Raw genomic sequence first — 24,515 nt, forward strand, 5'->3', positions numbered from 1 at the left:
CGGATGAGATCGGTCCAGGATCACCTCGCGGCCGTGCTGGCCGCCGTCGGACCGGTCGCACCCCTCGACGTCGTGCTGCGTGACGCCGTGGGCTGCATCCTCGCGGCCGACGTCACCGCGTCGCACGACCTGCCCGCGCTCGCCGTGGCGTCGCGCGACGGGTACGCCGTCGCCGCCCACGAGACGGCCGGTGCCGGGTACGCGAGCGCGCAGGCGCTCCCGGTCGCCCACGACGTGCGCCCCGGCGCGGGCGGTCCGCTCCGTCTGGTGCCCGGCACCGCGGTCCGGATCGCGTCCGGGGCGCCGCTGCCGCTGGGCGCCGACGCCGTGGTGCCCCTGGAGGAGACCGACCGGGGGACCGCGCGGGTCGCCATGCAGCGCCCCGCGGTGGCCGGTCAGCACGTGCGCGCCGCCGCGTCCGACGTCCGTGCGGGCAGCGTCGTGCTCGAGGCGGGCACCCGGCTCGGCGCCCGGCAGCTGGCGCTGGCCGCCGCGATGGGCCGGGGGCGGCTGCGCGTCCACCCGACCCCGCGCGTGGTCCTGCTCTCCGTCGGCGACGAGCTGATCGAGCCCGGCACGAACGCCGACCGGTCCGGGGGTGGCGTGTTCGAGGCGGACGGTCACGCGCTGGAGGCTGCCGTGCGCGACGCCGGCGCAGCGGCCGTGCGGGTCGGCATCCTGGGCGACGACCGCGCGGTCCTGCGGGAGGCCATCGAGGACCAGCTGGTGCGCGCCGACCTCATCGTCATCACCGGCGGCCTGTCCGAGCTGACGCACGACACGGTCAAGGACGTGCTGGCGCCCATGGGCAGCGTGCGGCTGGACCAGATCGCGATGACGCCCGGCCAGCGGCACGGGTTCGGCACCGTGGCGGACGACCTGGCCAGCGACAAGTCCGTGCCGATCTTCGCGCTCCAGGGGCATCCCGTCGCCGCGCAGGTGTCGTTCGAGGTGTTCGTCCGGCCCGCGCTGCGGTCCATGGCCGGGCACACGGAGCTGTTCCGCCCGTCGGTCGCCGCGGAGGTGACCGAGGGCTGGGTCTCCCCTCCGGGGCTGCGACAGTTCGTGCCGGCCACCGTGCTGGGCTCGCCCGACGAGGGCTACCGCGTGACGCCGATCGGCGACCCCTCGGCGCCGTCGGTGAGCGCGCTCGCGCACGCCAACGCGCTCGCGGTCGTCGGCGAGCAGGACCTGACCGTGCATCCCGGACAGGTGGTCCACTGCCTGGTCCTGGAGGGCTGATGGCCCCCGGATGGCCCGCCGTGCTCGTCGAGGGGAGCGTCCGGCTGCGACCCCTGCGCCGGCGCGACCAGGACACGTGGATGGCGCTGCGTGCGCAGAACGCGGCATGGCTGGAGCCGTGGGACGCCACCAGCCCGGTACCCGTCACCGGTCCGCGGCCGTCGTTCGGCACCTTCGTGCGGTCCCTGTCCGCCCAGGCCCGCGCCGGCGTGACCCTGCCGTTCGCCATCGACCTCGACGGGCGGCTGGTCGGGCAGCTGACGGTCTCGTCCATCACCTACGGGTCGCTGCGGTCCGCGGCGATCGGGTACTGGGTGTCCGAGCACGTCGCCGGCCTGGGGATCACCCCGACCGCGGTCGCGCTGGCCACCGACCACTGCTTCGACGCGCTCGCGCTGCACCGCGTGGAGATCAACATCCGTCCGGAGAACGGGCCGTCGCTGCGGGTCGTCGAGAAGCTGGGCTTCCGAGACGAGGGACTGCGCGAGAAGTACCTGCACATCCAGGACCGCTGGTGCGACCACCGCTCGTTCGCGCTCACCGTCGAGGACGTGCCCGGCGGGCTGCTCGCACGCTGGCGGACCCGGAACGGGTGACGCACAGGCCGACACGCCGCACTGGTCCCGAACGGGCGCGGTGCGGACGCCTACCGTCGTGACGTGAACGATCTCGCAGGACCGGTCGCGCTCGCGCTGGTCGGCCTGTGGGTGGCATACCTGGTGCCGCACAAGCTGCGGCACCGGCAGCAGCTGCTCGAGTCCCGGGCGGACGACCGGTTCTCCGAGGCGCTGCGCGTGGTCGCGGTGAGCGACCGGCGCATCCGTCTGGAGGCCTCGTCCGCGGAGTGCGGGCCGACGGCGAGCAGTACCGCGGGGCTGCTGACCCCGGGCAAGGGGCTCCCGGTGGCCACCGGGAGCGCGACAGGAGGCACCACCGTGGACCGACCGCACGGCACCCAGGACCGGATGACCGCCGACGCGGCTCGCCGCGCCGCGCAGGCGCGTGCCGCCAGGGCGGCCTCCGTCGCCCGTCGCGCAGCCGCCGCGCGCCGTCGCGCGCTCCTGGCCGGCCTCCTCGTGGTCGCGACCGTCGTCGGCTGGGCCGCCGTCGGGCTGAGCCCGCTCGTCACCTGGGTCGCGGGCGCCGTGCCGACCCTCCTGCTCGGCTCCGTCCTCGTGCTCGGCCGTCGTGCCGTCCTGGCCGGGCGGGAGGCCGACGAAGCCTGGGCCCGGAAGATCGCCGACGAGCGCCGGGTGGCCTCCGGTCCGCGCACGGGCGCGATGCGTGCGGTGGCCACCGCGACGCGAGCGGCGGCTCCGGTTGAGAAGTCGACGCCGAAGGCCACCGAGAAGTCTGCCCAGAAGGCCGTTCCGGCGGCCGCTGCTCCGCTCGAGGCCCCGATGGCCTTCGTCACCGGCCGGGCCGTCCACCCGTCCGACGCCAGCACCGAGGTCTTCGAGCGCATCGTCGAGGACAAGGGCGAGTCCGACGGCCCCGCGCGCCACGCGTCGACCGGGCAGGTCCCTGTGGTCCGCCGGTCCGTCGCCGAGCGGTCCACCGAGACGCCGGCCGTCGAGGACGACGAGGCCTGGTCGCCGGTGCCCGTGCCGCGCCCCACCTACACGATGAAGGCGACCGCGCCGCGTCGGGAGCCGGTCCCGCTGGAGAACCTCGAGGGGTCGACCGCCGCCCGGACCGCGGAGGCCGAGGCACCCGCCGGGAGCGAGCGCGCGCCGCTCGAGGCACCCGTCGAGACCACCGGCAGCATCGACCTGAACGCCGTCCTGGCCAAGCGTCGCGTCGCGGGGGAGTGACCGCCCGGATTTCGCGATCCACCGGGCGCTGGTGTTAGTCTTTAGCCCGCTCGCGGGGCTGTGGCGCAGTTGGTAGCGCGTCTCGTTCGCAATGAGAAGGTCAGGGGTTCGAATCCCCTCAGCTCCACCCGCAGCACGAAGGCGGCCCCCCATCGGGAGGCCGCCTTCGTCGTTCGCGGGTCTGAGCGCAGGCTCAGAGCAGGCTGCGTCGGCGGCTGCGGTTGCCCGAGACGGCGGCCACACCGACCGCAGCGAGCACGACCTGGAAGAGCAGCTCGATCCAGTCGACGCCGGCCGTGTCCTGCACGCCGACGAGCGACGCCAGGTACGTCCCGATGAGCGCGGCGACGATTCCGATCACGATGGTCAGCAGCAGCGAGATGCGCTGACGACCGCGCACCAGGAGTCGGCCGAGGATGCCGATCACGGCGCCGATGATGATCGCGGAGATGATGCCTTCGGGTGTCATGTGGAACTCCTAGACTTCGAGGGGTTCGATCGGGTACGACCGATGAATCTAGGGGTGATTTGTCGGATTCGCGCGTCGAGCGCGAATGGCACACTGTGGCCGTGCCCTCCGCTGTGCCTTCTGGCGTGCCCACCCGGATCGCTTCACAGAGCCGCTGGCACCGGATTCGCGCGTGGGTCGACCCGCTGGTCGTGATGATCCTCTCGGCGCTCCTGCTGGGGCTGCTGCTGCCGGCGCAGGGCGGCGTCGCGGACGTGCTGGACGTGGTGCGGACCGCGGCGATCGTGCTCCTCTTCTTCCTGTACGGCGCGCGTCTGGCCACCGGTGACGTCTGGGCCGGCCTGCGCAACTGGCGGCTCCAGGGGTCGATGCTCGCGTCCACGTACGTGGCGTTCCCGGTGCTCGGCCTGCTGGTCCAGCTGCTGCCCGACGCGGTCCTCGCGCCCGAGCTCAAGACCGGGCTGCTGTACCTCGCGGTGCTCCCGTCGACCGTGCAGTCGTCGGTCGTGTTCACGTCGATCGCGCGCGGCAACGTGGCCGGGGCGATCACCGGCGCGACGATCTCGAACGTCGTCGGCATCGTGCTCACGCCGCTGCTCGTCGCGGTCCTCATGGTCCGCACCGCCGCGGTGTCGGGGAGCAACGTCACCGGGATCCTGCTCCAGCTGCTGCTGCCGTTCGCGCTCGGGCAGCTGGTGCAGCGCTGGATCGGACCGTGGCTGCGCGCCCGGCCGCAGCTCACGCGGGTCACCGACCGCAGCACGATCGTGCTCGTCGCGTACACCTCGGTGAGCGAGGCGACCGTGTCGGGGGCGTGGTCGCACGTCACCTGGGTGGCCCTGGTCGCCCTGCTGGTGGTGTGCGCCGCCATGCTCGCGGCGATGCTCGTGCTCACGTGGAACGGGGGTCGGTGGCTCGCGCTGGAGCGGGGCGACCGGGTGGCCCTGCTCATGTGCGGGTCGAAGAAGAGCCTGGCCACGGGCCTGCCGATGGCTGCCGTCCTGTTCGACCCGGTGCTCGCGGCGAGCGTGGCGCTGCCCGTGATCGCGTTCCACCAGCTCCAGCTGGCCACCTGCGCGGTGCTCGCGCGGCGGCTCGCCGCGCGGGTCGAGTAGCGTCTGCCCGGAACGATTCGACAAGGTCGTCCGCCGCCCTTCCGCCGAGGAGCCCCGTGCCCGACGTGATCGCCGTCATCCCGCAGCCCGCCGTGCTGGAGCGGACCGGGGACGCACCCTTCGTCCTGACCGAGGCGACCACCGTGGTGGCCGAGGGTCGCCCCGACCTGATCGGCCTCGCGGTGCTCGTCGCGGACCTGCTCGGCCGCGTCGGGGGACGGTCCGTCGAGGTGCGGTACGCCGAGAGCGGGGCGTCGGACATCGTGCGCCTGCGGCTCGTCGAGAACCTGCCGCCGGGCGACGAGGCCTACCGGCTGATCGCGCGCAACGGGCGGATCGACCTTGAGGCGCGCACGCCCGCGGGACTCGTCCGTGCCGTCGTCACGCTGCGCCAGCTGATCGTGTCCGCTCCGGGCGGCGTGCTCCGGGTGCCCGCCGTGCGCATCGAGGACTCGCCGCGGTACGAGTGGCGGGGCCTGTCGGTGGACGTCGCCCGGCACTACCTCCCCGCGCGCGACCTCAAGGTCGTCATCGGGGTCATGGCCCACTACAAGCTGAACGTCCTGCACCTGCACCTCACCGACGACCAGGGGTGGCGGCTGCACGTGCCGTCGCGCCCGCTGCTCACCAGGCTCTCCAGCAGCACGTCCGTCGACGGGGACCCGGGCGGCTTCTACTCGGCCGAGGACTTCGCGGACCTCGTCGCCTACGGGGCGGTGCGGGGTGTGCGCGTCGTGCCCGAGATCGACGTCCCGGGCCACGTCAACGCGGCGACGCACGCCTACGGGGAGCTGACCCCGTCGGGTGAGCCGACCGAGAGCTACACCGGCATCGAGGTCGGGTTCAGCCGGCTGCACGCGGACCTGCCCGCGACGGGCGCCTTCCTGACCGACGTGTTCGCCGACGTCGCCGCGATGACGCCGGGCGACTACGTGCACATCGGCGGCGACGAGGTGCTGACCATGGCGGCCGACGAGTACGCCACGCTCGTCGCGGCCGCCTCCGCCGCCGTCCGGGCGGCCGGCAAGAAGGTGGTCGGCTGGCAGGAGATCGCGCACACCGCGGTGGAGCCCGGCACGGTCGTGCAGTACTGGGACACGCGGGTGGACCCGGCACCGTTCGCCGCTGCGGCACGCGCCGGTGCGCTGCTGCTGATGTCGCCCGCGTCGAAGGCCTACCTCGACATGAAGTACGACGCGAGCACGGAGCTGGGCCTGGAGTGGGCGGGGCACATCGAGCTGCGGGACGCCTACGAGTGGGAGCCGTCGACCCTGATCGAGGGCGTGCCGGCGGACTCGGTGATCGGCGTCGAGGCCGCCGTGTGGACCGAGACGATCCGGGACCTGTCCGGGCTCACGCAGATGCTGCTGCCCCGGTTGGCCGCCGTCGCGGAGGTGGCGTGGTCGGCACCCGAGCGGCGCGACTGGGAGGACTTCCGCACCCGGATCGCGCAGCAGGCACCCTTCTGGGACCGCCTCGGGCTGGTCTGGCACGCGAGCCCGCAGGTGGACTGGCCGAGCTGAGGCGCTACACCCAGGTCTGGAGCCACATGTGCGAGTGCCAGAAGGTGTACGGCACGATCCACGCGGTCCAGACCGGGTAGAAGAACGCGCTGACGCCGAGGATCAGGGCCACGAGCGCCCCGCAGCCGATGATCGCCCACCGCCGGCCGCGCGGGTCCAGGTCCTTCGGGCCGACCACCAGGCCCATCACGTAGACCAGGGTGAGAACCACCCAGGGCGTGAACGCGATCGAGTAGAACGTGAAGATCGTGCGGTGCGCGTAGGCGAACCACGGCAGCCAGCCCGCGACGATGCCGGAGAGCACGGCGCCCGCCCGCCAGTCGCGGTAGCGGAACAGCCAGACCGCCGCGACGAGGATCGCCGCCGCGGCGCACCACCAGATCACCGGGTTGCCGAGCGCCACGATCGCCTGCGAGCAGCTGGTCGCACCGCACGCGTCCTGAGCCGCCTGACCGGTCAGCCCGGAGACCTCGGTGGGGTACCAGAACGACGTCGGCCGCCACTGCACGATCCAGCCCAGCGGGTGCGCGGCGTAGGAGTGCGGCGTCTCCAGGCCGTTGTGGAACGCCCACATGTCCTGGTGGTACTTCCAGAACGAGCGCAGTGCCGGCGGCAGCCACTGGACCCCGAGCTCGGGGTTCTGCACCGCCCAGAGCCGCCCGTAGGCCTCGGAGTGCGCGAACCACGACCACCACGACCCGACGTAGACGACGATCGCGACGCCGACCATCGACACGCCCGCCACGATGCCGTCCTTGAGGATCCCGGCGCGCCACCAGTGCCGCACGCCGATCGTGCGCCGGGCGGTGAGGTCCCACGCGACGCTCAGCAGCCCGAACACCGCGAGGAAGTACATCGCCGACCACTTGGTGCCGAGCGCGAGGCCGAGCAGCACCGCCGCGGCGAGCCGCCACCAGCGCACCCCGAGCCGCGGGCCGTCGCCGAGGTCGTCGCCCGCGTCGAGCAGCCGCGCCGTCCGGTCCGCCAGGCGTCGCCGGGCCTGGTCGCGGTCCAGCAGCAGCGCGCCGAACGCGGCGAGGACGAAGAACATGAGGAACGGGTCGAGCAGGCTGATCCGCGACATGACGATCGCCTCGCCGTCGACCGCCATCAGCAGCCCTGCCAGGGTGCCCAGCGCGGTGGAGGCGAACAGTCGTCGGCCGATGCGCGCCACCATGAGGACCGCCAGCACCCCGCAGACCGCCGCTGACAGGCGCCACGCCGCCGAGCTGCCGACCCCGCCGCCGACGTGGATGCCCAGCGCGATCAGCCACTTGCCCACCTGGGGGTGCACCACGTACGAGCCGGTTCTGGTCAGGCCGCTGGTGTCGCCCGCCTCGAACGCGGGGTTGGGCTCGTCGCCCCAGGTGGCCTCGAAGCCGTTGACCAGCAGCGAGAACGCGTCCTTGACGTAGTACGTCTCGTCGAAGACCAGCCTGTGCGGCCGGCCGAGGTCCCAGAACCGCAGGACCGCGGCGAGCGCCGTGACGGCCAGCGGCCACAACCAGCCCGTCAGGCGGGCGCGCGGGGTGGCGTCCATCGCGAGGGTGTCGTCGCCGACCAGGCGCCGCAGCAGCTGGCGGTGGGTGGACTCCTGGGGGCCCTCGAACTCGCGAGGCTCGCCCGGTGGGACCGTCTCGGTGACGGTCTGGGTGACGGTCTCGGTGGCCGTGTCGTCCAGCGGCGTCCTGAGGTCATCGGGGCCGTCGAGGGGAGCAGCGTCTCCCTGACGGGCGGTCAGGGTCCGGGCGTCGTCGTCTCCGATGGGCGGCACGCGGTCATCGTAGGGGCGGCGCCTGGGCTTCGGGAGGGCACCGTGCTGCGGGGTGGGCCTGGGGGGAGGTGGCAGGCTGACCGCGTGAGCACCACGAGCACGAGCCCGCACACGCCCGGCCGCCTCGTGCTGGCCGCGACGCCGATCGGCAACACGGAGGACGCGTCGGCGCACCTGCGGCGGCTGCTCGCGGAGGCGGACGTGGTCGCCGCGGAGGACACCCGCCGGCTGCGGGCGCTCGCCGCGCGCCTGGGCGTCGAGATCGGGGGCCGGGTGCTCAGCTTCCACGAGCACAACGAGGTCGAGCGGTCGGCGGAGGTGCTCGCGGTCGTCGCCGGCGGGGGCACCGTGGTCGTGGTGACGGACGCCGGCATGCCCGCCGTCTCGGACCCCGGCTTCCGGGTGGTCGGCGCCGCTGTGGCCGCGGGTCTCCCCGTCACCGCTGCGCCCGGCCCCAGCGCGGTACTGACCGCGCTGGCGCTGTCCGGCCTGCCGACCGACCGGTTCTGCTTCGAGGGCTTCCCCCCGCGCAAGCCCGGGGAGCGCGCGCGGGCGTTCGAGCTGCTGGCCGACGAGCGCCGCACGATGATCTTCTTCGAGGCACCGCACCGGCTGGACGACACGCTGGCCGCGATGGCCCACGCCTTCGGGGCGGACCGGCCCGCCGCGGTCTGCCGGGAGCTGACCAAGACGTACGAGGAGATCGTCCGGGGACCGCTCGCCGAGCTCGCCGCGTGGGCCTCCGCGGACCAGGTGCGGGGGGAGATCGTCGTCGTGGTCGGCGGTGCGGTGAAGGCCGTCGAGCTGTCGACCGCGGACCTGGTGGCCGAGGTGCTCTCCCGGGCGGACGGTGGGGAACGGCTGAAGGACGCGGTCGCCGAGGTGGCGACGGCGGCCGGCGTCCCGAAGCGGGACCTGTACGCGGCCGCGCTGGCGGCGAAGGCGCGCTGACCGACCCGCGTCCCAGGTCAGGGCGGTCCCCGGAGTGCGGGGCCGCTCGCCGCGTGGTCGGCTGAGGCATGGGTGTGCGACGGACGGCGTGGGTCGGGCTGGCGGTGGCCGTCGCGGCGCTCACGGGCTGCACGTCCCCGGCGGAGTCCCCGGAGCCGACGACCACGCCGATCCGGACCAGCGCCGCGAGCCCGTCGGACTCGGCTCCGGCGACCGGCCAGGTGACGGAGGTCGATGACCTCATCGGGGACCTCGCCGTCCCGTGGGGGATCGCGTTCCTGCCGGACGGCCAGGCCGTCATCACGTTGCGGGACGCGGCCCAGCTGGTGCTCGTCGGGCCCGACGGCGCCGCGACGGACGTGACCGGACCGGGTGCCGACGAGCTCGCCGACATCGTGGTCCCGAGCGGTGAGGGCGGGCTGCTCGGCGTCGCCGTGCTCGGGTCGTCGGGCGGCGCGGTGGACCTGGCCCTGTACGCGACCGCGGCCGACGACAACCGGGTCCTGCGGGGGGCGCTCGACGGGTCGACGCTGGGCGAGCTGCGGCCGATCCTCACGGGCATCGCCAAGGCGGGCAACCACGACGGCGGCCGGCTGGCCGTCGGGCCGGACGGCTACCTGTACGTGACCACCGGCGACGCCGGCGACCCGCCCTCCGCGCAGGACCCGGACAGCCTCAACGGCAAGATCCTGCGCATCACCTCCGACGGTGACCCCGCACCCGGCAACCCGGAGGAGGACTCCCCGGTGTGGAGCCTCGGGCACCGCAACGTGCAGGGGATCGGCTGGGCGCCCGACGGACGGATGTTCGCCTCGGAGTTCGGCCAGAACACGTGGGACGAGCTCAACCTGATCGAGCCGGGCGGCAACTACGGCTGGCCCGAGGTCGAGGGCGAGGGAGCGGTCGACGGCTTCGTGGAGCCCGTGGCCGTCTGGGCGACCGACGACGCGTCGCCGAGCGGCCTGGCCGTGACCGCCGACGCCGTCTACCTGGCCGGGCTGCGCGGCGAGCGGCTGTGGCGGGTGCCGCTGACCGACGACGGCGTCGGCACCCCGCATGCGCTGCTCGACGGGGAGCGTGGCCGGCTGCGCGCGGTCGCGCCGGCGCCGGACGGGTCGCTGTGGGTGATCACCGGGAACACCGACGGCCGGGGCGACCCCCGCCCGGGCGACGACCGCATCCTGCGCGTGGTCGTCGACTGAAAGCCGTCGCGCCGCTCACCTAGGATCGGGCGCATGTCTCGCATCCTCTCGGCCGTCGCGTGGCCCTACGCGAACGGCCCCCGTCACATCGGTCACGTCGCCGGGTTCGGTGTCCCCTCCGACATCTTCAGCCGGTACATGCGGATGGCGGGCAACGAGGTGCTGATGGTCTCCGGCACCGACGAGCACGGGACGCCCATCCTGGTGCTCGCGGAGCAGGAGGGCGCGAGCCCGCAGGAGCTGGCGGACCGGTACAACCGGGTGATCGTCGAGGACCTGACCAACCTGGGTCTCTCGTACGACCTGTTCACGCGCACGACGACGCGCAACCACTACGCGGTCGTGCAGGAGATGTTCCGCACGGTGCACAAGAACGGCTACATGATCGAGCAGTCCACCCTCGGCGCCATCTCGCCGAGCACGGGACGCACCCTGCCGGACCGGTACGTGGAGGGCACCTGCCCGATCTGCGGGTACGACGGTGCGCGCGGCGACCAGTGCGACAACTGCGGCAACCAGCTGGACGCGATCGACCTGATCAACCCGCACAGCCGGATCAACGGCGAGACACCCAAGTTCGTCGAGTCGACCCACTTCTTCCTCGACCTGCCGGCGTTCGCGAGCGCGCTCGAGGCGTGGCTGCGCACCCGCACCGACTGGCGCCCCAACGTCCTGAACTTCTCGCTCAACCTCATCGACGACCTGCGCCCGCGCGCCATGTCCCGGGACATCGACTGGGGCATCCCCGTGCCGCTGCCCGGGTGGGAGGAGAACCCGAACAAGCGCCTGTACGTGTGGTTCGACGCGGTCATCGGGTACCTGTCGGCGTCGATCGAGTGGGCGCGCCGCAAGGGCGACCCCGACGCGTGGCGCCCGTTCTGGAACGACCCCGAGGCCCTGAGCTACTACTTCATGGGCAAGGACAACATCACGTTCCACTCGCAGATCTGGCCGGCCGAGCTGCTGGCCTACGACGGTCGCGGGACGAAGGGCGGCTCGCCGGGGCAGTTCGGCACCCTGAACCTGCCCACCGAGGTGGTGTCGAGCGAGTTCCTCACCATGGAGGGCAAGCAGTTCAGCTCCTCGCGCGGCGTCGTCATCTACGTGCGCGACGTCCTGTCCCGGTACCAGCCGGACGCGCTGCGGTACTTCCTGTCGGTGGCCGGCCCGGAGAACCAGGACTCGGACTTCACGTGGGCGGACTTCAAGACGCGCACCAACTCCGAGCTGGTGGCGGGCTGGGGCAACCTGGTCAACCGGACCGCGAGCATGATCGCCAAGAACTTCGGTGAGATCCCGACGCCGGGCACTCTGCAGCCGGTGGACCAGGGCCTCCTCGCGACGACGTCGGCGGGCTTCGGCAAGGTCGGCGAGCTGCTCGGCACCCACCGCAACCGGGCCGCGGTCAGCGAGGCGATGCGCGTGGTCCAGGAGGCCAACCGGTACATCTCCGAGACCGAGCCGTGGAAGCTGACGCAGGACCGCGACCGCCTGGGCACGGTGCTGCACACGGCCGCGCAGGCGGTCAGCGACGCCAACACCCTGCTGGCGCCGTTCCTGCCGCACTCGGCGCAGGCGGTGCACGAGACGTTCGGCCGCACGGGGACGTTCTCGCCGCTGCCGCGGATCGACGAGGTCACCGACCTGGACGACGACTCGCGCCACTACCCGATCATCACGGGCGACTACGAGCTGGGCCGCACGGTCGCGCCGTGGCGCTCCGAGCAGATCGTGCCGGGCACTCCCGTGGCCAAGCCGGTACCGGTGTTCACCAAGCTCGACGACTCCATCGTCGAGGAGGAGCTCGAGCGGTTGCGCCAGGCCTGATGGCCCGGTCGAAGGGGGAGCGCGGCTGGCCCGCGCCGCCCGAGCCGCTGCCGGTCGCGGTCGTCGACAACCACACGCACCTCGACTCGGTGGTGACGTGGCGGGCGCACGGCTGGCACCGCGACGACGACGGCACGGCGGCCGACGGGCCGGCGGCGGACCTCGCCGCGCACCTCGAGCGCGCCGCGTCCGTCGGCGTGACCCGCATGGTGCAGGTGGGCTGCGACTACGAGTCGATCGCGTGGACCGACCGCGTCGTCCAGGACCACCCCCAGCTGCTCGGCGCCGTCGCCATCCACCCGAACGAGGCGGTCCGGCACGCGGGGATCGTCGAGGTGGCGCCCGACGGGCTCGACCCGGAGGGGACCCACGAGGTCGGCCTGGCCGACGCGCTGGACCGCGTCGAGCAGACAGCGCGGTCCAACCCGCGCATCCGCGCGATCGGCGAGACCGGCCTCGACCACTTCCGCGCCGGGCCGGCCGGCCGGGCGGTGCAGCGCGAGGCGTTCCGCGCGCACATCGCGCTGGCCAAGGAGCTGGGCCTCGCGTTGCAGATTCACGACCGGGACGCGCACGACGAGGTCGTGGAGGTGCTGCTGGCCGACGGCGCCCCCGACCGCACGGTCTTCCACTGCTTCTCCGGCGACGCCGGGCTGGCCCGCCTGGCCGTGTCGCACGGGTGGTACCTCTCGTTCGCCGGCCCGGTGTCGTTCGGCGCCAACGACGCCCTGCGCGACGCGCTCCGCGAGGTCCCGCCCAGCCTGCTGCTCGTCGAGACGGATGCCCCGTACCTGACCGCGCACCCGTTCCGAGGCCGCCCCAACGCCCCGTACCTGCTGCCCGGGACGGTCCGCACGGTCGCGGAGGTCACCGGTCGGCCGCTGGCGGACGTGTGCACGGCGCTCGCGGCCACGTCCGAGGCCGTCTACGGCTCGTGGTGAGCGGTATGACCCGGTCTGTCGCCGGACAGTCGGGTGATCCCGGTCCCGGAGGACGGACCTCGGGTTACCGCGTCGGTCACGGATCGGTTACGGTCGGACCTGCGTCCAGCACGGACGCACTTCGTGTGTCGAGAGGACCCACCGCGTGAGGCCGGACCAGGAGCGTGCGACGCACCGTCGCGGACTCCGTGGTCGACGTGCCGCGCGCGTGGTGGCCCAGGCGGCCGTGCTCGCCGTCGTCGCCGCCGCGACCAGCGCCTTCGCGGTCCTGCACAAGACGGTGACGGTCGACGTCGACGGCTCCTCGGTCGAGGTTGAGGCGTTCGGGCGCACCGTCGGGGACATGCTCGCCAGCGCGGACATCGCGGTCGGGGACCGCGACCTCGTCGCCCCCGCCGTGGACCAGCCCATCGCGCGGTCCGGCCAGATCGTCGTCCGGCACGGGCGCGAGCTCGCGGTGGAGGTCGACGGCTCGGAGCGCTCGGTCTGGACGACGGCGCTGACCGTCGGTGAGGCGGTCGACGGCCTCGGGCTGCGCGGGGACGAGGTGCGCCTCTCGGCGTCGCGCTCCGCGTCCCTCGGCCGGGACACCCTGCGCGTCTCGACGCTCAAGACGCTCCACCTCGTGGTCGACGGCCAGATCATCGACGGCGTGAGCAGCGCGGCCACCGTGCGCGACTCGCTGCGCGACATCGGCCTGGTGCTCAACGACGGCGACCAGGTGTCGGTCTCCCTGGACGCCACGGCCGTCGACGGCCTCGTGGTCCTGGTCACCCGCGCGAGCACGAGCGGCGAGACGGTCACCGAGGCGATGCCGTTCGAGTCCCAGGAGGTCGAGGACCCGGGGATGGTCAAGGGCAACACGGTCATCGCCACCAAGGGCAAGGCCGGCGTCCGCACCACCACGTACGAGCTCCAGGTGGTCGGCGGCGTCGTCGTCGGCCGCACGCCGATCGCCTCGGTCGTGACTGTCGCCCCCGTCGCGCAGGTCACCAAGGTCGGCACCGCCGAGCTGCCGGACCCCTCCGTGGTCGCGGTCGAGCCGGGCACCGCACAGGCGCTCGGCAAGGACATGGCCGCGGCCCGCGGCTGGGGCGACGACCAGTTCGCCTGCCTGCTCGCGCTTTGGAACAAGGAGAGCGGCTGGCGGGTGAACGCCGAGAACAAGTCGTCCGGCGCCTACGGCATCCCGCAGGCTCTCCCGGGCTCCAAGATGGCGACGGTGGCCGACGACTGGCGGACCAACCCGGCCACCCAGATCACCTGGGGCCTGAACTACATCGGCGGTCGCTACGGCGACCCGTGCGGCGCGTACGCGCACAGCCAGGCCAAGGGTTGGTACTGATCAGTCGCGTCCGGGGCAACTCGCCCTGTGACGGTGCTCACGCCCTCTGACGTGCGAGAACGGCCGAAACGACCACGCCCTTAGCGCATTCGGCGGGAGGCGCGCCTGGCGTTTCGGTCACGATCCGGTTACGGTCGTGCACGCTCGGTGATCTGGACGGCAACCCCCTCGGTGGCGGCCGTCCTTCCTGCCGAGTGGTCGGCGCCCGCTCCACGCGGGCCGCCGTGACGGCCGGATCGGGGATCCGGGACCGACGGGAGACGCCCCCCTCCGGGTGTCCGCAGAACCTCGAACGCGAGGATCACCGCCGGGTTGCTGCTCACGCGGCGCGCTCCGCACCCCGTGCCCGGGCACCTCGACGGCTGGAGCCCCGTGCAGTTCTCGACCCTGATCCCTGGTCTGTCCGCGCGATCCCGCGCCACGTCCGAGACCGACACCCCGGACGAGCTCCTCCCGACGGACCAGCGGTCCGGTCGGACGCGCATCCTCCCGATCACCGCCGCCGCGGTGGCGCTCGTCCTGGCCGGCGGTTCCGCCGCCTTCGCGCACGCGCAGAAGTCCGTGACGCTCGACGTCGACGGCGAGATCTCGCAGCTGAGCACGTTCGCCGGCTCGGTCGACGGGCTCCTGGACGACCAGGGTGTGGTCGTCGGGGCCCGCGACGCGGTGAGCCGCACCGGCACGCTGCCCGAGGGCGCGGAGATCGTCGTGCGCCACGCGCACCAGGTGGCGGTGACCGTCGACGGCCAGGAGACGTCCGTGTGGACGACCGCTCTGTCCGCCGACGAGGCCCTCGACTCGCTCTCCGCACGTGGTCAGGCCGTGGCGCTCGTCGCCTCCCGGTCCGCCGCGGGCGGCCGTCCCTCGCTCTCGCTCGACCTGTCGCTGCACGGTCCCGCGGACGTGGTCGTCGACGGCACCACGCTCGCCGTCCCCGACGCCGACGCGAGCGTCGCGCACGTGCTCGGCGAGCTGGGCGTCACACTGAACCCGCTGGACCGCGTCTCCGTGGTCCACGGCGCCACAGGGCGCGTCCAGGTGGTCGTCAACCGCATCGCCGTGCAGGACGTCACCACCACCGCCGAGGTCCCCTTCGTGTCCAGCACGCAGCAGGACGCCTCGCGGTACACCGACCAGAAGCGCACGCTGACGGCCGGCGTGCCCGGCGTCCGCACCCTCGTGGAGCGCGTCACCACGGTGGACGGGGTCGAGTCCGGCCGCGTCACCCTGTCGGACGCCGTCACCCAGGCCCCCGTCGACGAGGTCCTCAGCGTCGGCACCAAGGCCCGCCCGGTGGTCGCCAAGGCACCCGCCGCAGCGGCGACCGGCACCCCGGTCACCGCCGGGGGCGACGCCGACTCGCTCAACTGGGCCGCGCTGGCCCGCTGCGAGTCGGGCGGCAACCCCACCGCCGTGTCCAGCACGGGCAAGTACCACGGGCTGTACCAGTTCTCGGTGGGCACGTGGGCGGCCGTCGGCGGCGCCGGACTGCCCTCGCAGGCCTCGGCCGAGGAGCAGACCGCCCGCGCGAAGATGCTCTACAACCGCTCGGGCGCCGGTCAGTGGCCGCACTGCGGGTCGAACCTCTTCAGCTGATCACGCCCCAGAACCCCCGCCCGGACGTCCTGGGCGGGGGTTCTGCCGTGCTCGCCTAGGCTCGTGCGCATGTCGACCACCACCACGCTGCTCGGGCCCGCGGAGATCCGCGAGCTCGCCGAGCGCGCGGGCGTGCGCCCGACCAAGGCCCTCGGCCAGAACTTCGTGCTCGACGGCGGCACGGTGCGCAAGATCGTCCGGCAGGCCGACGTGGCGCAGGGTGACCGCGTCGTCGAGGTCGGCCCGGGGCTGGGCTCGCTCACGCTCGGGCTGCTCGAGGCCGGCGCCGACGTGGTGGCCGTCGAGATCGACCCGACACTCGCGCGGCTGCTGCCCGGCACGGCCGCCCGGCACGTCCCCGGGCTGACGATCCACGCGGGAGCCGACGACGAGCCGGTGGTGCTGCGTGACGAGGACGGCCGCGACCGGCTGACCATCGTGCTGTCGGACGCCCTGGACCTGCACGAGCTGCCCGGACCGCCGCCCGTGGCCCTCGTCGCCAACCTGCCGTACAACGTCTCCGTCCCCGTCCTGCTCACGTTCCTCGAGCGGTTCGGCTCCCTGCAGCGGGTCCTCGTCATGGTGCAGGCCGAGGTGGCCGACCGCCTCGCCGCGCCGCCGGGCAGCCGCACCTACGGCATCCCGTCCGCCAAGGCGGCCTGGTACGCGTCGGCCCGCCGCACGGCCACCGTGGGCCGCACGGTCTTCTGGCCCGCCCCCAACGTCGACTCGGCGCTCGTCCGCTTCGACCGGCGCGAGCCGCCCGCCACCGAGGCGTCCCGGGAGGCGGTGTTCGCCGTCGTCGACGCCGCGTTCGCGCAGCGCCGCAAGATGCTGCGGTCCGCGCTGTCCTCCCTGGCCGGCTCGTCCGAGGCGGCGGTCGTGGCGCTCCAGGCGGCCGGTGTGGACCCGCAGGCGCGCGGCGAGCGGGTGGACATCGCGGGGTTCGCGCGCATCGCCGAGCACCTCGGGCACCCCGAGCCCGTCGGCGGCCGACCTGGCACAGTGGAGCCGTGACGCTGACCCCCGTGGCCCCGCTGCCCGAGCACGAGGTCAAGGTCCGCGCGCCCGGCAAGGTCAACCTCTCGCTGCGGGTCGGTCCGCGCGAGGACGACGGGTACCACGCCGTGTCCACGATCTTCCAGGCCGTGTCGGTGTTCGAGGAGGTCGTCGCCACCTCGTCGGAGCACCGCACGCTCAGCGTGAGCGGCCCGCAGGCCGAGCTGGTGCCCACCGACGGCACCAACCTCGCCCTGCGCGCGGCCGACCTGCTCGCCGAGCATGCGGGCGTCGACGACGGCGTGCACCTGCACCTCACCAAGGGCGTGCCGGTGGCCGGGGGCATGGCGGGCGGCTCGGCCGACGCGGCCGCGGCCCTGGTGGCGTGCGACGCCCTGTGGCGCACCGGGCTCAGCCGCGACGACCTGCTCGAGCTCGCCGCGCAGCTGGGGTCGGACGTGCCGTTCTCGCTCGCCGGCCACACCGCGGTCGGCTCGGGCCGCGGCCACCTGCTGACGGCCGCGCTGAGCCGGGGCGAGTTCCACTGGGCGTTCGCCGTGCAGGACCGGGGGCTGTCCACCGCCGCGGTGTACACCGCGTACGACGACCTGCACGGTGGGGCCGTCCCGCCCGACCCGGAGGACGACGTCCCGCTGATGCAGGCGCTGCGCGCCGGGGACCCGCGAGCGCTCGGCGCCGCCCTGCACAACGACCTCCAGATGGCGGCGCTCGAGCTCGACCCGGGGCTCGCCGAGCCGCTCGCGGTCGCGCAGGACGCCGGGGCGCTCGGGGTGGTGGTGTCCGGCTCCGGGCCCACGGTCGCCGCCCTGGGCCGCAGCCGCCAGCACGCGCTCGTGCTCGCGGCCGCCTTCACGGCCTCCGGGGTCGCGGACCGCGTGCTCACGGCCTCCGGCCCGGTCGCCGGCGCGCGCGTCGTCAGCACGACCGACTGACTCCTCTCTTCTCTTGACATCTGCCGATCAGAAGCAATACTTAAGCACATGCTTAACCATGGCGAGCTGGACAAGGTCTTCAAGGCCCTGTCCGACGCGACCCGCCGCGCGATGGTCGAACGACTGGTGCGCGGTCCGGTCTCGGTCAGCGGGCTCGCCGCACCGTTCGCGATGTCGCTCCCGGCCGTGCACCAGCACCTCGCGGTGCTCGAGGACGCGGGCATCGTCACCTCGCACAAGATCGGCCGGGTCCGCACGGTCCAGCTCGCCCCTGACGCCTTCACCGGCGCGGGGGAGTGGATGGGCCTCCAGCGGCTGCCGGCGGAGCGCCGGCTGGACCGGCTCGGCGACTTCCTCGCCACCGACACCTCGACGACAGGAGCCTGACCATGTCCACGGACACCACCCACACCACCGGCACGAGCACCGTCGCCCACGCGACCTTCGTCGTCGACCGCACGTTCGATGCGCCCCTCGACCGGGTCTGGGACGCGTTCGCCGTCCCGGAGCAGCACGCCCAGTGGTTCGGCAGCGACCCTGGGTTCACCGAGACCGAGGCCTCCGACGACTTCCGCGTGGGCGGCCAGGCGGTGCAGGACGGGCAGTGGCACGACGGCCCCACCAGCCGGTACGTCGCCACCTACACCGACATCGTCGAGCGCGAGCGGATCGTGTCCACCTACGACATGTGGGTGGGCGGCAAGCACCTCTCCACGTCCCTGACGACGACCGAGCTCACGGCCGTCGAGGGCGGCACCCGGCTCACGTACACCGAGCAGGGGGTGTTCCTGGACGGCCAGGAGGACGGCAGCCAGCGCGAGGCCGGGTTCCAGGGCATCTTCGACGTGCTCGCGGAGTACCTCGCGCGCTGACGGCGGTCAGGTGCAGCTGGACGAGTCGTCCGCCGAGGTGAGCACGCCGCCGGGCGGGGACCACGGGGTCTCGGCCGGCGGCGGGGGAGCGGCCGGGTCGGTCGGCGCGACCGGTGGGGCGGACGCCTCGCCCACGGGCTGGTCGGCGGCGATCCGGGCCCAGAGCTCCGCGCTCTCGGCGGTGGCCTCGACCCGGTAGCGCTGCCGGGTCGACGCGACGGTGGGCATCGACGCGAACACGATCCGGTCCGCCTGCACGCCGCGCAGCGAGAGCCCGAAACCGGTGAGGTCGGTGAGGTCCCGGAACCCCGAGCTGGCGGTCAGCGAGCTGGTCGCGGCCTGCGCGAACTGGAAGAGCGCCGTGGGGCTGGTCAGCACGTCGCGGCTCAGCACCGAGCGGACCATGGCGGCCATCAGGTCCTGCTGACGCTTCATCCGGCCGGTGTCGGACCCGTCGCCGATGTTGTGCCGGGCCCGGGCGAACTGCACGGCGGTGGCGCCGTCGAACACCTGCGGGCCGGCCTTCACGTGCAGGCCGGTGTACTCGGGGTCGTCGAGGTCGGTCGGCAGGCACATGGGGACGCCGCCGATCGCCTCGACCATGTCGCGCAGACCGACGAAGTCCACGAGCACCAGCCCGTCCAGGCGCACCCCCGTGAGGCTCTCGACCGTCTTCCACGTGCACGCCGAGGCGGACGCGACGTCGTGGCCGTGGTCCCAGCCGATCCGGAACGCCTCGTTGAACTGCCGGGCCTCGCGCGCCGGGGTCGTCGTGCCGTCGGACATCGTGCAGGACGGTCGGTCCGTGAGCAGGTCCCGCGGGATGGACACCAGCTCGACGCGGGACCGGTCCGCGGCCACGTGCGCGACGATCGTCGTGTCCGACTGCATGCCCTCCTCCTCGCCGCCCAGCGTGGCGTTCTCGCCGCTGCGGTCGTCGGACCCGATGATCAGCAAGTTCACGGGCGAACCCGCCCGCGCGTCCCCGGGCGGCGGCTCCGTCACCTCCGGTCGCGCGCTCTCCTCACCGACCAGGCCGGCGAGGTCCACCTCGCCGATGTTCGACTGGAGCTCGAGGTAGACCGCGGCCGCGCCGGCGGCCCCGAACACCAGGACGGCGACGACCCCCAGGCCGACCGCACGGGGCCAGGTCCGCCGGTCGGTTCGCGCGTGCTGCGTCATCCTTCGGACGCTAGTGCGCAGGTCAGCGCCGGTGCGGGCGGTCTGCGTGGAGGACCTGTGCGGGTGTGCGGGTAGCCTTCACAGGAAATGGCTCACCTTCTCGGCGCGGATCGCGTCACGCTCGCGCTGGGCACGCGCACCCTGCTCGACGGCGTCTCCCTCGGGCTCGACGACGGGCAGCGCATCGGCGTCGTCGGCCCCAACGGCGCCGGCAAGTCCACCCTGCTGCGCGTCCTGTCCGGGCTCCAGGAGCCCGACGACGGCCGCGTCACCCGCGCGGGCGGCGTGCGGGTGGCCATCCTGGACCAGCGCGACGACCTGCTGGCGGGGAGCACCGTCCTCGACGTCGTGCACGGGTCCGCCGACGAGCACGAGTGGGCCACCGACTCCCGCATCCGCTCCGTGCACACCGGCCTGCTGGCCGACGTCGCGCTGGACGCCGACGTCGCCACCCTGTCCGGGGGCCAGCGCCGCCGCGTCGCCCTGGCCGCCCTGCTGGTCCGGGACGACGAGGTGCTCGTCCTGGACGAGCCCACCAACCACCTCGACGTCGAGGGCGTCGCGTGGCTGGCCGCGCACCTGGTGGACCGCTACACGCGGACCAACGGCGCACTCGTCGTGGTCACCCACGACCGGTGGTTCCTCGACGCGGTCTGCACCCGCACGTGGGAGGTGCACGACGGCGGGGTCGACCAGTACGAGGGCGGCTACGCGGCGTACGTGCTGGCGCGCGCCGAGCGGGCGCGGACCGCGTCGACCACCGAGGAGAAGCGCCAGAACCTGCTGCGCAAGGAGCTGGCCTGGCTGCGCCGCGGCGCGCCCGCGCGCACGTCGAAGCCCAAGTTCCGGATCGACGCCGCCAACGCCCTGATCGAGAACGAGCCCCCGCCGCGCGACCAGCTGAGCCTGACGCGGATGGCGACGGCCCGGCTGGGCAAGGACGTGCTCGACATCGAGGACGCGTCGGTGGTGTACGGCGACCGCGTGCTCCTGCACGACATCACGTGGCGGCTGGGCCCCGGCGACCGGGTCGGCCTGGTCGGCGTCAACGGCGCGGGCAAGACCTCGCTGCTGCGCCTGCTGTCCGGGCGCCAGCAGCCGACGACCGGCCGCGTGAAGCGCGGCAAGACCGTGCAGGTGGCGGAGCTGACGCAGGACGTCGAGGACCTCGACGAGCTGGCCGGGCTGCGCGTGATCGAGGTGATCGAGAGCGAGAAGCGCTCGGTCGTCGTCGGCGGCAAGGAGCTCACGGCGGCGCAGCTGGTCGAGCGGCTCGGGTTCGACCGCGACCGGTCCCGGACCCCCGTGAGGGACCTGTCCGGTGGTGAGCGACGCCGGCTCCAGCTGCTCCGGCTGCTCGTCGGCGAGCCCAACGTGCTGCTCCTCGACGAGCCGACCAACGACCTGGACACCGACACGCTGGCCGCGCTGGAGGACCTGCTGGACGGCTGGCCGGGCACCCTGATCGTCGTCTCGCACGACCGGTACCTGCTGGAGCGGGTGTGCGACACGCAGATGGCCCTGCTGGGCGACGGCCTGCTGCGCCAGCTGCCTGGCGGGGTCGAGCAGTACCTGGACCTGCGCCGTGCCGCGTCGTCGACGGTCTCGTCGCCGCTGGACGCCCGGCCCGCGAGCACGCAGGCCCCCGCCGCGGTCTCGACGGCCGACCTGCGCACCGCCCGCAAGGAGATCGCCCGGATCGAGCGGCGGCTCTCGCGCATCGCCGACCAGGAGGTCGTGCTGCACCAGCGGATGTCCGACCAGGCGACGGACCACCAGGCCGTGGCTGCGCTCGACGCTGAGCTCCGGGCCCTCGCCGCCGAGAAGGACGAGCTCGAGGTCGCGTGGCTCGAGGCCGCGGAGATCGTCGGCTAGGACTCCCGACGCACGCTGCGCAGGGCGAGCCCCGACGCGGTGCCCATCGCCAGCAGCGCGCCCAGGACGACGAGCAGCGGGGCCGTCCACCCGCCGCTGGCGGCGTGCACCGCGCCCAGCACGCTGGGGCCCAGGGCGGCGCAGCCGTAGCCGACGCTCTGCACGGTCGCGGACATCCGTCGTGCGGCCGCCTGCGACCCGGCGTTGCCGGCGATGACGGTGAAGATCACCGCGAAGTTGCCGCCCTGCGCGACCCCGGCGAACGTGCACCACACGGGCCACCACGAGGGAGCGAGCAGCAGGCCCACCGGCAGCGCCACCCACCCGAGGGCGATCGCCGCGGACACGGCGGCGACGGGTGCGCGCCGACCGAGCGCGACCGGGACCGCGATCCCGCCGACCATGCCGAACAGCTGGAACAGCGCCGCGGCGCCCCCGGACGCGGCGCGTTCGAGCCCGAGCGTGTCGTGCAGCAGCGACGGCAGCCACGCGCTGACCGCGTAGTACCCGAACGCCTGCCCGGCGAACGCGACCGCCAGGAACCAGGTGACCGGCCGTCGCCACACGTCGGGCGCTCCGGTGGTGGCCACGACGACGACGGGCTCCGGCCGCCCGAACGGGTACGCCCGCTGCCACACCACCAGGGCGACGACCGCGAGCAGCCCCCAGTACGCCAGCGCCCAGCGCCAGCCGACCACGTCGGCCAGCGGTGCGGTCAGGGTGGTGGTCAGCACGCTGCCGCCGTTCAGGGCCGCGGTGTACAGGCCGGTCACCCGGGGCACGTGCCCGGGGAAGTCGCGACCGATCACCACGGGGACGGCGACGTTGCCGGCGGTGATGGCGACGCCGATCAGGACGGTGCCGACCAGAGCGGTGCCGAACCCGTCGGCGGAGCGCAGCAGCGTCCCCGCCAGCACGGTCACCAGCGACGCCGCGACGACCCGCCCGGTGCCCAGGCGCCCGAGCAGCACGGCCATGAACGGCGTGGCCAGCGCGAAGCACAGGACGGGGACGCCCGTGAGCACGCCCACGCCGGCCGCGCTCAGGCCCAGGTCGCGCCGGACGTCGTCGACGACCGGCGCCAGTGCCGTGATCGGCGCGCGCAGGTTGAGGGCGTAGAGCAGGACGGCGGCGAGCAGGAGTCCACGGGCGGCGGACCGTGCCGCCGTCATGCCCTCACGACGCGTCGAAGGGCGCGGTCACCTCGCGCAGCAGGTCGGCCAGCCGGTCGCGGTCGGCCTCGTCGAGGTCGCCCAGCAGCCCGCGCTCGACGTCCAGCAGGTCGGAGAACGCGGCGTCCACGCGCTCCAGGCCCGCCGGGGTGAGCTGCACCAGGACCCCGCGGCGGTCGTCCGGGGCGGGCAGTCGCTGGACGAGGCCGTGCTCCGCGAGCCGGTCGATCCGGTTGGTCATCGTCCCGCTGGTCACCAGCGTCTGGGTGAGCAGCGCTCCGGGGGAGAGCCGGTACGGGGCACCCGCCCGTCGCAGCGCGGAGAGGACGTCGAACTCCCACGTCTCCAGGTCGTGCCGCGCGAACGCGGAGCGGCGGGCCAGGTCGAGGTGCCGGGCCAGCCGGCTCACGCGGGAGAGCACGGTGAGGGGTCGGACGTCCAGGTCGGGGCGCTCGCGCTCCCAGGCGAGGACGATGCGATCGACCTCGTCGCGGGCCCCCGGGGCGTCCGGGGAGGTGCGTATCACCATGACGTGAGATTACTCGACGTCGACAGAGATCCCCTCAGACCGTGCGGGTGAGCGTGGGCCGGCGGTCCAGCGCCGACAGACCGTTCCACGCGAGGTTCACCAGGTGCGCCGCGACCACGTTCTTGCTGGGGCTGCGCGCGTCGAGCCACCACTGCCCGGTGAGCGCCACCATCCCGACCAGCATCTGCGCGTAGATGGGCGCCGTCTTGGGGTCCTGCCCCTGCTTCTTGAACTGGTCCGCAAGCAGGTGCTCCACCTGCGTGGCGACGTCCCCGATCAGGCTGGAGAACGTGCCGGTCGCCTGCGCGACGGGGGAGTCGCGCACCAGGATCCGGAACCCGTCCTCCGACGCCTCGATGTAGCCGAGCAGCGCCAGGGCGGTCCGCTCCACGAGCGCCTTCGGGTGGCCGCCCTCCTCGAGGGCCCCGGTCAGCGCGCTGGTGAGGGCCTGGATCTCGCGGTCGACGACGACCGCGTAGACCCCCTCCTTGCCGCCGAAGTGCTCGTACACGACGGGCTTGGACACCTCGGCGCGTGCGGCGATCTCCTCGACGCTGGTGCCGTCGAAGCCCTTCTCGGCGAACAGGCGACGCGACACGTCGAGCAGCTGTGCCCGCCGCTGCGTCCCCGTCATGCGGGAGCGGGGTGCGCGCTTGCTGTCGTTGGCCACGCGCCCATCATGCCGTGACCGGTCCGCCCCGCCTGGCAGACTTGGCGGCCACGACGCATGAGGGCGTCGGTCCGCCCTGGTGTAATGGCAGCACGCCGGCCTTTGGAGCCGTGCAGTCCAGGTTCGAATCCTGGGGGCGGAGCCACGCGGTACGGTGCGTGGCATGGCGACGACGCGTTCGACGCGTGCTCTGTACCTTCTGCTCGGTGTTCTCCTCTTCGCGGTGGTGTCCCAGGTCGTCGACCTCCTGGCGGGTGCCACGGAGGTCGGTGTGCGCACCGGCGTGATCGTCGTGGCGGCTGTCGGCGCCGTGGTCACCGGCGTGCTGATCGCCCGTCGGAGACGGATCCCGCCGCCCGTACCGCGCCGGATCACCCCTGCCCCGGCGGAGGCGCCGGAGGACCATGGTCCGTCGGGAGCCACCTCCGTGCCCGGGTAGAGTGCACCGTGCGCACGAGATCCAC

Annotated in this window: 23 protein-coding genes and 2 tRNA genes; 19 read left to right on the forward strand and 6 right to left on the reverse strand. The window is 73.7% G+C overall.

What is annotated here, in order from left to right:
- Positions 1–3: 3 nt before the first annotated feature.
- From glp to ACO06A_RS12200, 4 genes are all read left to right on the forward strand, one after another.
- The gene (glp, locus tag ACO06A_RS12185) at positions 4–1,242 is read left to right on the forward strand and encodes a gephyrin-like molybdotransferase Glp (RefSeq protein WP_421732481.1); all 1,239 of its coding nucleotides are present in this window, start codon (positions 4–6) and stop codon (positions 1,240–1,242) included.
- Entirely contained in the window at positions 1,242–1,838 is a 597-nt protein-coding gene (locus ACO06A_RS12190; protein WP_421732482.1) for a GNAT family N-acetyltransferase, read from the forward strand. The genes glp and ACO06A_RS12190 overlap by 1 nt, the downstream gene beginning before the upstream one ends.
- A gap of 63 nt (positions 1,839–1,901) precedes the next feature.
- On the forward strand, positions 1,902–3,056 hold the full coding sequence (locus tag ACO06A_RS12195) for a hypothetical protein (RefSeq protein ID WP_421732483.1): 1,155 nt from the start codon (positions 1,902–1,904) through the stop codon (positions 3,054–3,056).
- A 54-nt stretch (positions 3,057–3,110) separates the two neighbouring features.
- Positions 3,111–3,183: transfer RNA gene (locus ACO06A_RS12200), tRNA-Ala, on the forward strand.
- 66 nt (positions 3,184–3,249) lie between these two features.
- Here the strand turns inward: ACO06A_RS12200 and ACO06A_RS12205 are convergent.
- Positions 3,250–3,525 (reverse strand): GlsB/YeaQ/YmgE family stress response membrane protein, encoded by a 276-nt coding sequence (locus ACO06A_RS12205; RefSeq protein ID WP_056095537.1) that lies wholly within the window; start codon positions 3,523–3,525, stop codon positions 3,250–3,252.
- Between the two features lie 101 nt (positions 3,526–3,626).
- Here ACO06A_RS12205 and ACO06A_RS12210 point away from each other — a divergent pair, with 101 nt between their 5' ends.
- Both ACO06A_RS12210 and ACO06A_RS12215 read left to right on the forward strand, forming a co-directional pair.
- Entirely contained in the window at positions 3,627–4,640 is a 1,014-nt protein-coding gene (locus ACO06A_RS12210) for a bile acid:sodium symporter family protein (protein ID WP_421732484.1), read from the forward strand.
- Between the two features lie 56 nt (positions 4,641–4,696).
- Positions 4,697–6,163, forward strand: a complete 1,467-nt coding sequence (locus ACO06A_RS12215; RefSeq protein WP_421732485.1) for a family 20 glycosylhydrolase — start codon at positions 4,697–4,699, stop codon at positions 6,161–6,163.
- Between the two features lie 4 nt (positions 6,164–6,167).
- On the opposite strand, the gene ACO06A_RS12220 is transcribed toward ACO06A_RS12215, so the two are convergent.
- Positions 6,168–7,937 carry a dolichyl-phosphate-mannose--protein mannosyltransferase gene (locus ACO06A_RS12220; protein ID WP_421732486.1) on the reverse strand — a complete coding sequence of 590 codons (1,770 nt, stop codon included), beginning with the start codon at positions 7,935–7,937 and terminating at the stop codon, positions 6,168–6,170.
- 84 nt (positions 7,938–8,021) lie between these two features.
- On the opposite strand from ACO06A_RS12220, the gene rsmI reads away from it, so the two are divergent.
- The 10 genes from rsmI to ACO06A_RS12270 all read left to right on the forward strand — a co-directional run bounded on the left by rsmI (position 8,022) and on the right by ACO06A_RS12270 (position 18,623).
- Entirely contained in the window at positions 8,022–8,888 is an 867-nt protein-coding gene (gene rsmI / locus ACO06A_RS12225; protein ID WP_421732487.1) for a 16S rRNA (cytidine(1402)-2'-O)-methyltransferase, read from the forward strand.
- 68 nt (positions 8,889–8,956) lie between these two features.
- On the forward strand, positions 8,957–10,090 hold the full coding sequence (locus ACO06A_RS12230) for a PQQ-dependent sugar dehydrogenase (RefSeq protein ID WP_421732489.1): 1,134 nt from the start codon (positions 8,957–8,959) through the stop codon (positions 10,088–10,090).
- A gap of 33 nt (positions 10,091–10,123) precedes the next feature.
- Positions 10,124–11,917 (forward strand): methionine--tRNA ligase, encoded by a 1,794-nt coding sequence (gene metG / locus ACO06A_RS12235; protein ID WP_421732490.1) that lies wholly within the window; start codon positions 10,124–10,126, stop codon positions 11,915–11,917.
- The gene (locus ACO06A_RS12240; RefSeq protein ID WP_421732492.1) at positions 11,917–12,858 is read left to right on the forward strand and encodes a TatD family hydrolase; all 942 of its coding nucleotides are present in this window, start codon (positions 11,917–11,919) and stop codon (positions 12,856–12,858) included. Before metG ends, ACO06A_RS12240 begins: the two co-directional genes overlap by 1 nt.
- Positions 12,859–13,066: 208 nt before the next feature.
- The gene (locus ACO06A_RS12245; protein ID WP_421732493.1) at positions 13,067–14,203 is read left to right on the forward strand and encodes a ubiquitin-like domain-containing protein; all 1,137 of its coding nucleotides are present in this window, start codon (positions 13,067–13,069) and stop codon (positions 14,201–14,203) included.
- 312 nt (positions 14,204–14,515) lie between these two features.
- Positions 14,516–15,799: a transglycosylase family protein gene (locus ACO06A_RS12250; protein WP_421732494.1), complete on the forward strand. Its 1,284-nt coding sequence runs from the start codon at positions 14,516–14,518 to the stop codon at positions 15,797–15,799.
- Between the two features lie 69 nt (positions 15,800–15,868).
- Positions 15,869–16,816: a 16S rRNA (adenine(1518)-N(6)/adenine(1519)-N(6))-dimethyltransferase RsmA gene (gene rsmA / locus ACO06A_RS12255; RefSeq protein WP_421732495.1), complete on the forward strand. Its 948-nt coding sequence runs from the start codon at positions 15,869–15,871 to the stop codon at positions 16,814–16,816.
- A complete protein-coding gene (locus ACO06A_RS12260; RefSeq protein WP_421732496.1) occupies positions 16,813–17,751 on the forward strand; it encodes a 4-(cytidine 5'-diphospho)-2-C-methyl-D-erythritol kinase in 939 nt (312 codons plus the stop codon). Before rsmA ends, ACO06A_RS12260 begins: the two co-directional genes overlap by 4 nt.
- A gap of 48 nt (positions 17,752–17,799) precedes the next feature.
- Positions 17,800–18,138, forward strand: coding sequence for an ArsR/SmtB family transcription factor (locus ACO06A_RS12265; protein ID WP_421732497.1), 339 nt, complete (start codon positions 17,800–17,802; stop codon positions 18,136–18,138).
- A 2-nt stretch (positions 18,139–18,140) separates the two neighbouring features.
- Complete coding sequence (locus ACO06A_RS12270) at positions 18,141–18,623, forward strand: SRPBCC domain-containing protein (RefSeq protein ID WP_421732498.1); 483 nt, start codon at positions 18,141–18,143, stop codon at positions 18,621–18,623.
- A 6-nt stretch (positions 18,624–18,629) separates the two neighbouring features.
- Here ACO06A_RS12270 and ACO06A_RS12275 read toward each other — a convergent pair whose 3' ends face one another.
- On the reverse strand, positions 18,630–19,805 hold the full coding sequence (locus ACO06A_RS12275; RefSeq protein ID WP_421732499.1) for an LCP family protein: 1,176 nt from the start codon (positions 19,803–19,805) through the stop codon (positions 18,630–18,632).
- An 87-nt stretch (positions 19,806–19,892) separates the two neighbouring features.
- Between ACO06A_RS12275 and ACO06A_RS12280 the strand changes: the two genes are divergently transcribed.
- On the forward strand, positions 19,893–21,680 hold the full coding sequence (locus tag ACO06A_RS12280) for an ABC-F family ATP-binding cassette domain-containing protein (RefSeq protein ID WP_421732500.1): 1,788 nt from the start codon (positions 19,893–19,895) through the stop codon (positions 21,678–21,680).
- Here the strand turns inward: ACO06A_RS12280 and ACO06A_RS12285 are convergent.
- The 3 genes from ACO06A_RS12285 to ACO06A_RS12295 are packed head-to-tail and all read right to left on the reverse strand — an operon-like array spanning position 21,677 to position 24,015.
- Complete coding sequence (locus ACO06A_RS12285; protein ID WP_421732501.1) at positions 21,677–22,852, reverse strand: CynX/NimT family MFS transporter; 1,176 nt, start codon at positions 22,850–22,852, stop codon at positions 21,677–21,679. The genes ACO06A_RS12280 and ACO06A_RS12285 overlap by 4 nt on opposite strands.
- Positions 22,853–22,856: 4 nt before the next feature.
- A complete protein-coding gene (locus ACO06A_RS12290) occupies positions 22,857–23,381 on the reverse strand; it encodes a MarR family winged helix-turn-helix transcriptional regulator (RefSeq protein ID WP_421732502.1) in 525 nt (174 codons plus the stop codon).
- Positions 23,382–23,415: 34 nt separating this feature from the next.
- Entirely contained in the window at positions 23,416–24,015 is a 600-nt protein-coding gene (locus ACO06A_RS12295) for a TetR/AcrR family transcriptional regulator (protein ID WP_175346856.1), read from the reverse strand.
- Positions 24,016–24,121: 106 nt separating this feature from the next.
- On the opposite strand from ACO06A_RS12295, the gene ACO06A_RS12300 reads away from it, so the two are divergent.
- Both ACO06A_RS12300 and ACO06A_RS12305 read left to right on the forward strand, forming a co-directional pair.
- Positions 24,122–24,196, forward strand: a tRNA-Gln gene (locus ACO06A_RS12300).
- Between the two features lie 18 nt (positions 24,197–24,214).
- Positions 24,215–24,490, forward strand: coding sequence for a hypothetical protein (locus tag ACO06A_RS12305; RefSeq protein ID WP_421732503.1), 276 nt, complete (start codon positions 24,215–24,217; stop codon positions 24,488–24,490).
- Positions 24,491–24,515 lie beyond the last annotated feature (25 nt).

Source organism: Cellulomonas sp., from assembly GCF_965229465.1.
Taxonomy (GTDB): Bacteria; Actinomycetota; Actinomycetes; order Actinomycetales; family Cellulomonadaceae; genus Cellulomonas.

Coding starts and splice junctions, on each gene's coding strand:
- glp (WP_421732481.1), top strand. CDS start 4: ATGAGATCGGTCCAGGATCACCTCGCGGCCGTGCTGGCCGCCGTCGGA.
- ACO06A_RS12190 (WP_421732482.1), top strand. CDS start 1,242: ATGGCCCCCGGATGGCCCGCCGTGCTCGTCGAGGGGAGCGTCCGGCTG.
- ACO06A_RS12205 (WP_056095537.1), bottom strand. CDS start 3,525: ATGACACCCGAAGGCATCATCTCCGCGATCATCATCGGCGCCGTGATC.
- ACO06A_RS12230 (WP_421732489.1), top strand. CDS start 8,957: ATGGGTGTGCGACGGACGGCGTGGGTCGGGCTGGCGGTGGCCGTCGCG.
- metG (WP_421732490.1), top strand. CDS start 10,124: ATGTCTCGCATCCTCTCGGCCGTCGCGTGGCCCTACGCGAACGGCCCC.
- ACO06A_RS12240 (WP_421732492.1), top strand. CDS start 11,917: ATGGCCCGGTCGAAGGGGGAGCGCGGCTGGCCCGCGCCGCCCGAGCCG.
- rsmA (WP_421732495.1), top strand. CDS start 15,869: ATGTCGACCACCACCACGCTGCTCGGGCCCGCGGAGATCCGCGAGCTC.
- ACO06A_RS12265 (WP_421732497.1), top strand. CDS start 17,800: ATGCTTAACCATGGCGAGCTGGACAAGGTCTTCAAGGCCCTGTCCGAC.
- ACO06A_RS12270 (WP_421732498.1), top strand. CDS start 18,141: ATGTCCACGGACACCACCCACACCACCGGCACGAGCACCGTCGCCCAC.
- ACO06A_RS12275 (WP_421732499.1), bottom strand. CDS start 19,805: ATGACGCAGCACGCGCGAACCGACCGGCGGACCTGGCCCCGTGCGGTC.
- ACO06A_RS12280 (WP_421732500.1), top strand. CDS start 19,893: ATGGCTCACCTTCTCGGCGCGGATCGCGTCACGCTCGCGCTGGGCACG.
- ACO06A_RS12285 (WP_421732501.1), bottom strand. CDS start 22,852: ATGACGGCGGCACGGTCCGCCGCCCGTGGACTCCTGCTCGCCGCCGTC.
- ACO06A_RS12290 (WP_421732502.1), bottom strand. CDS start 23,381: ATGGTGATACGCACCTCCCCGGACGCCCCGGGGGCCCGCGACGAGGTC.
- ACO06A_RS12295 (WP_175346856.1), bottom strand. CDS start 24,015: ATGACGGGGACGCAGCGGCGGGCACAGCTGCTCGACGTGTCGCGTCGC.
- ACO06A_RS12305 (WP_421732503.1), top strand. CDS start 24,215: ATGGCGACGACGCGTTCGACGCGTGCTCTGTACCTTCTGCTCGGTGTT.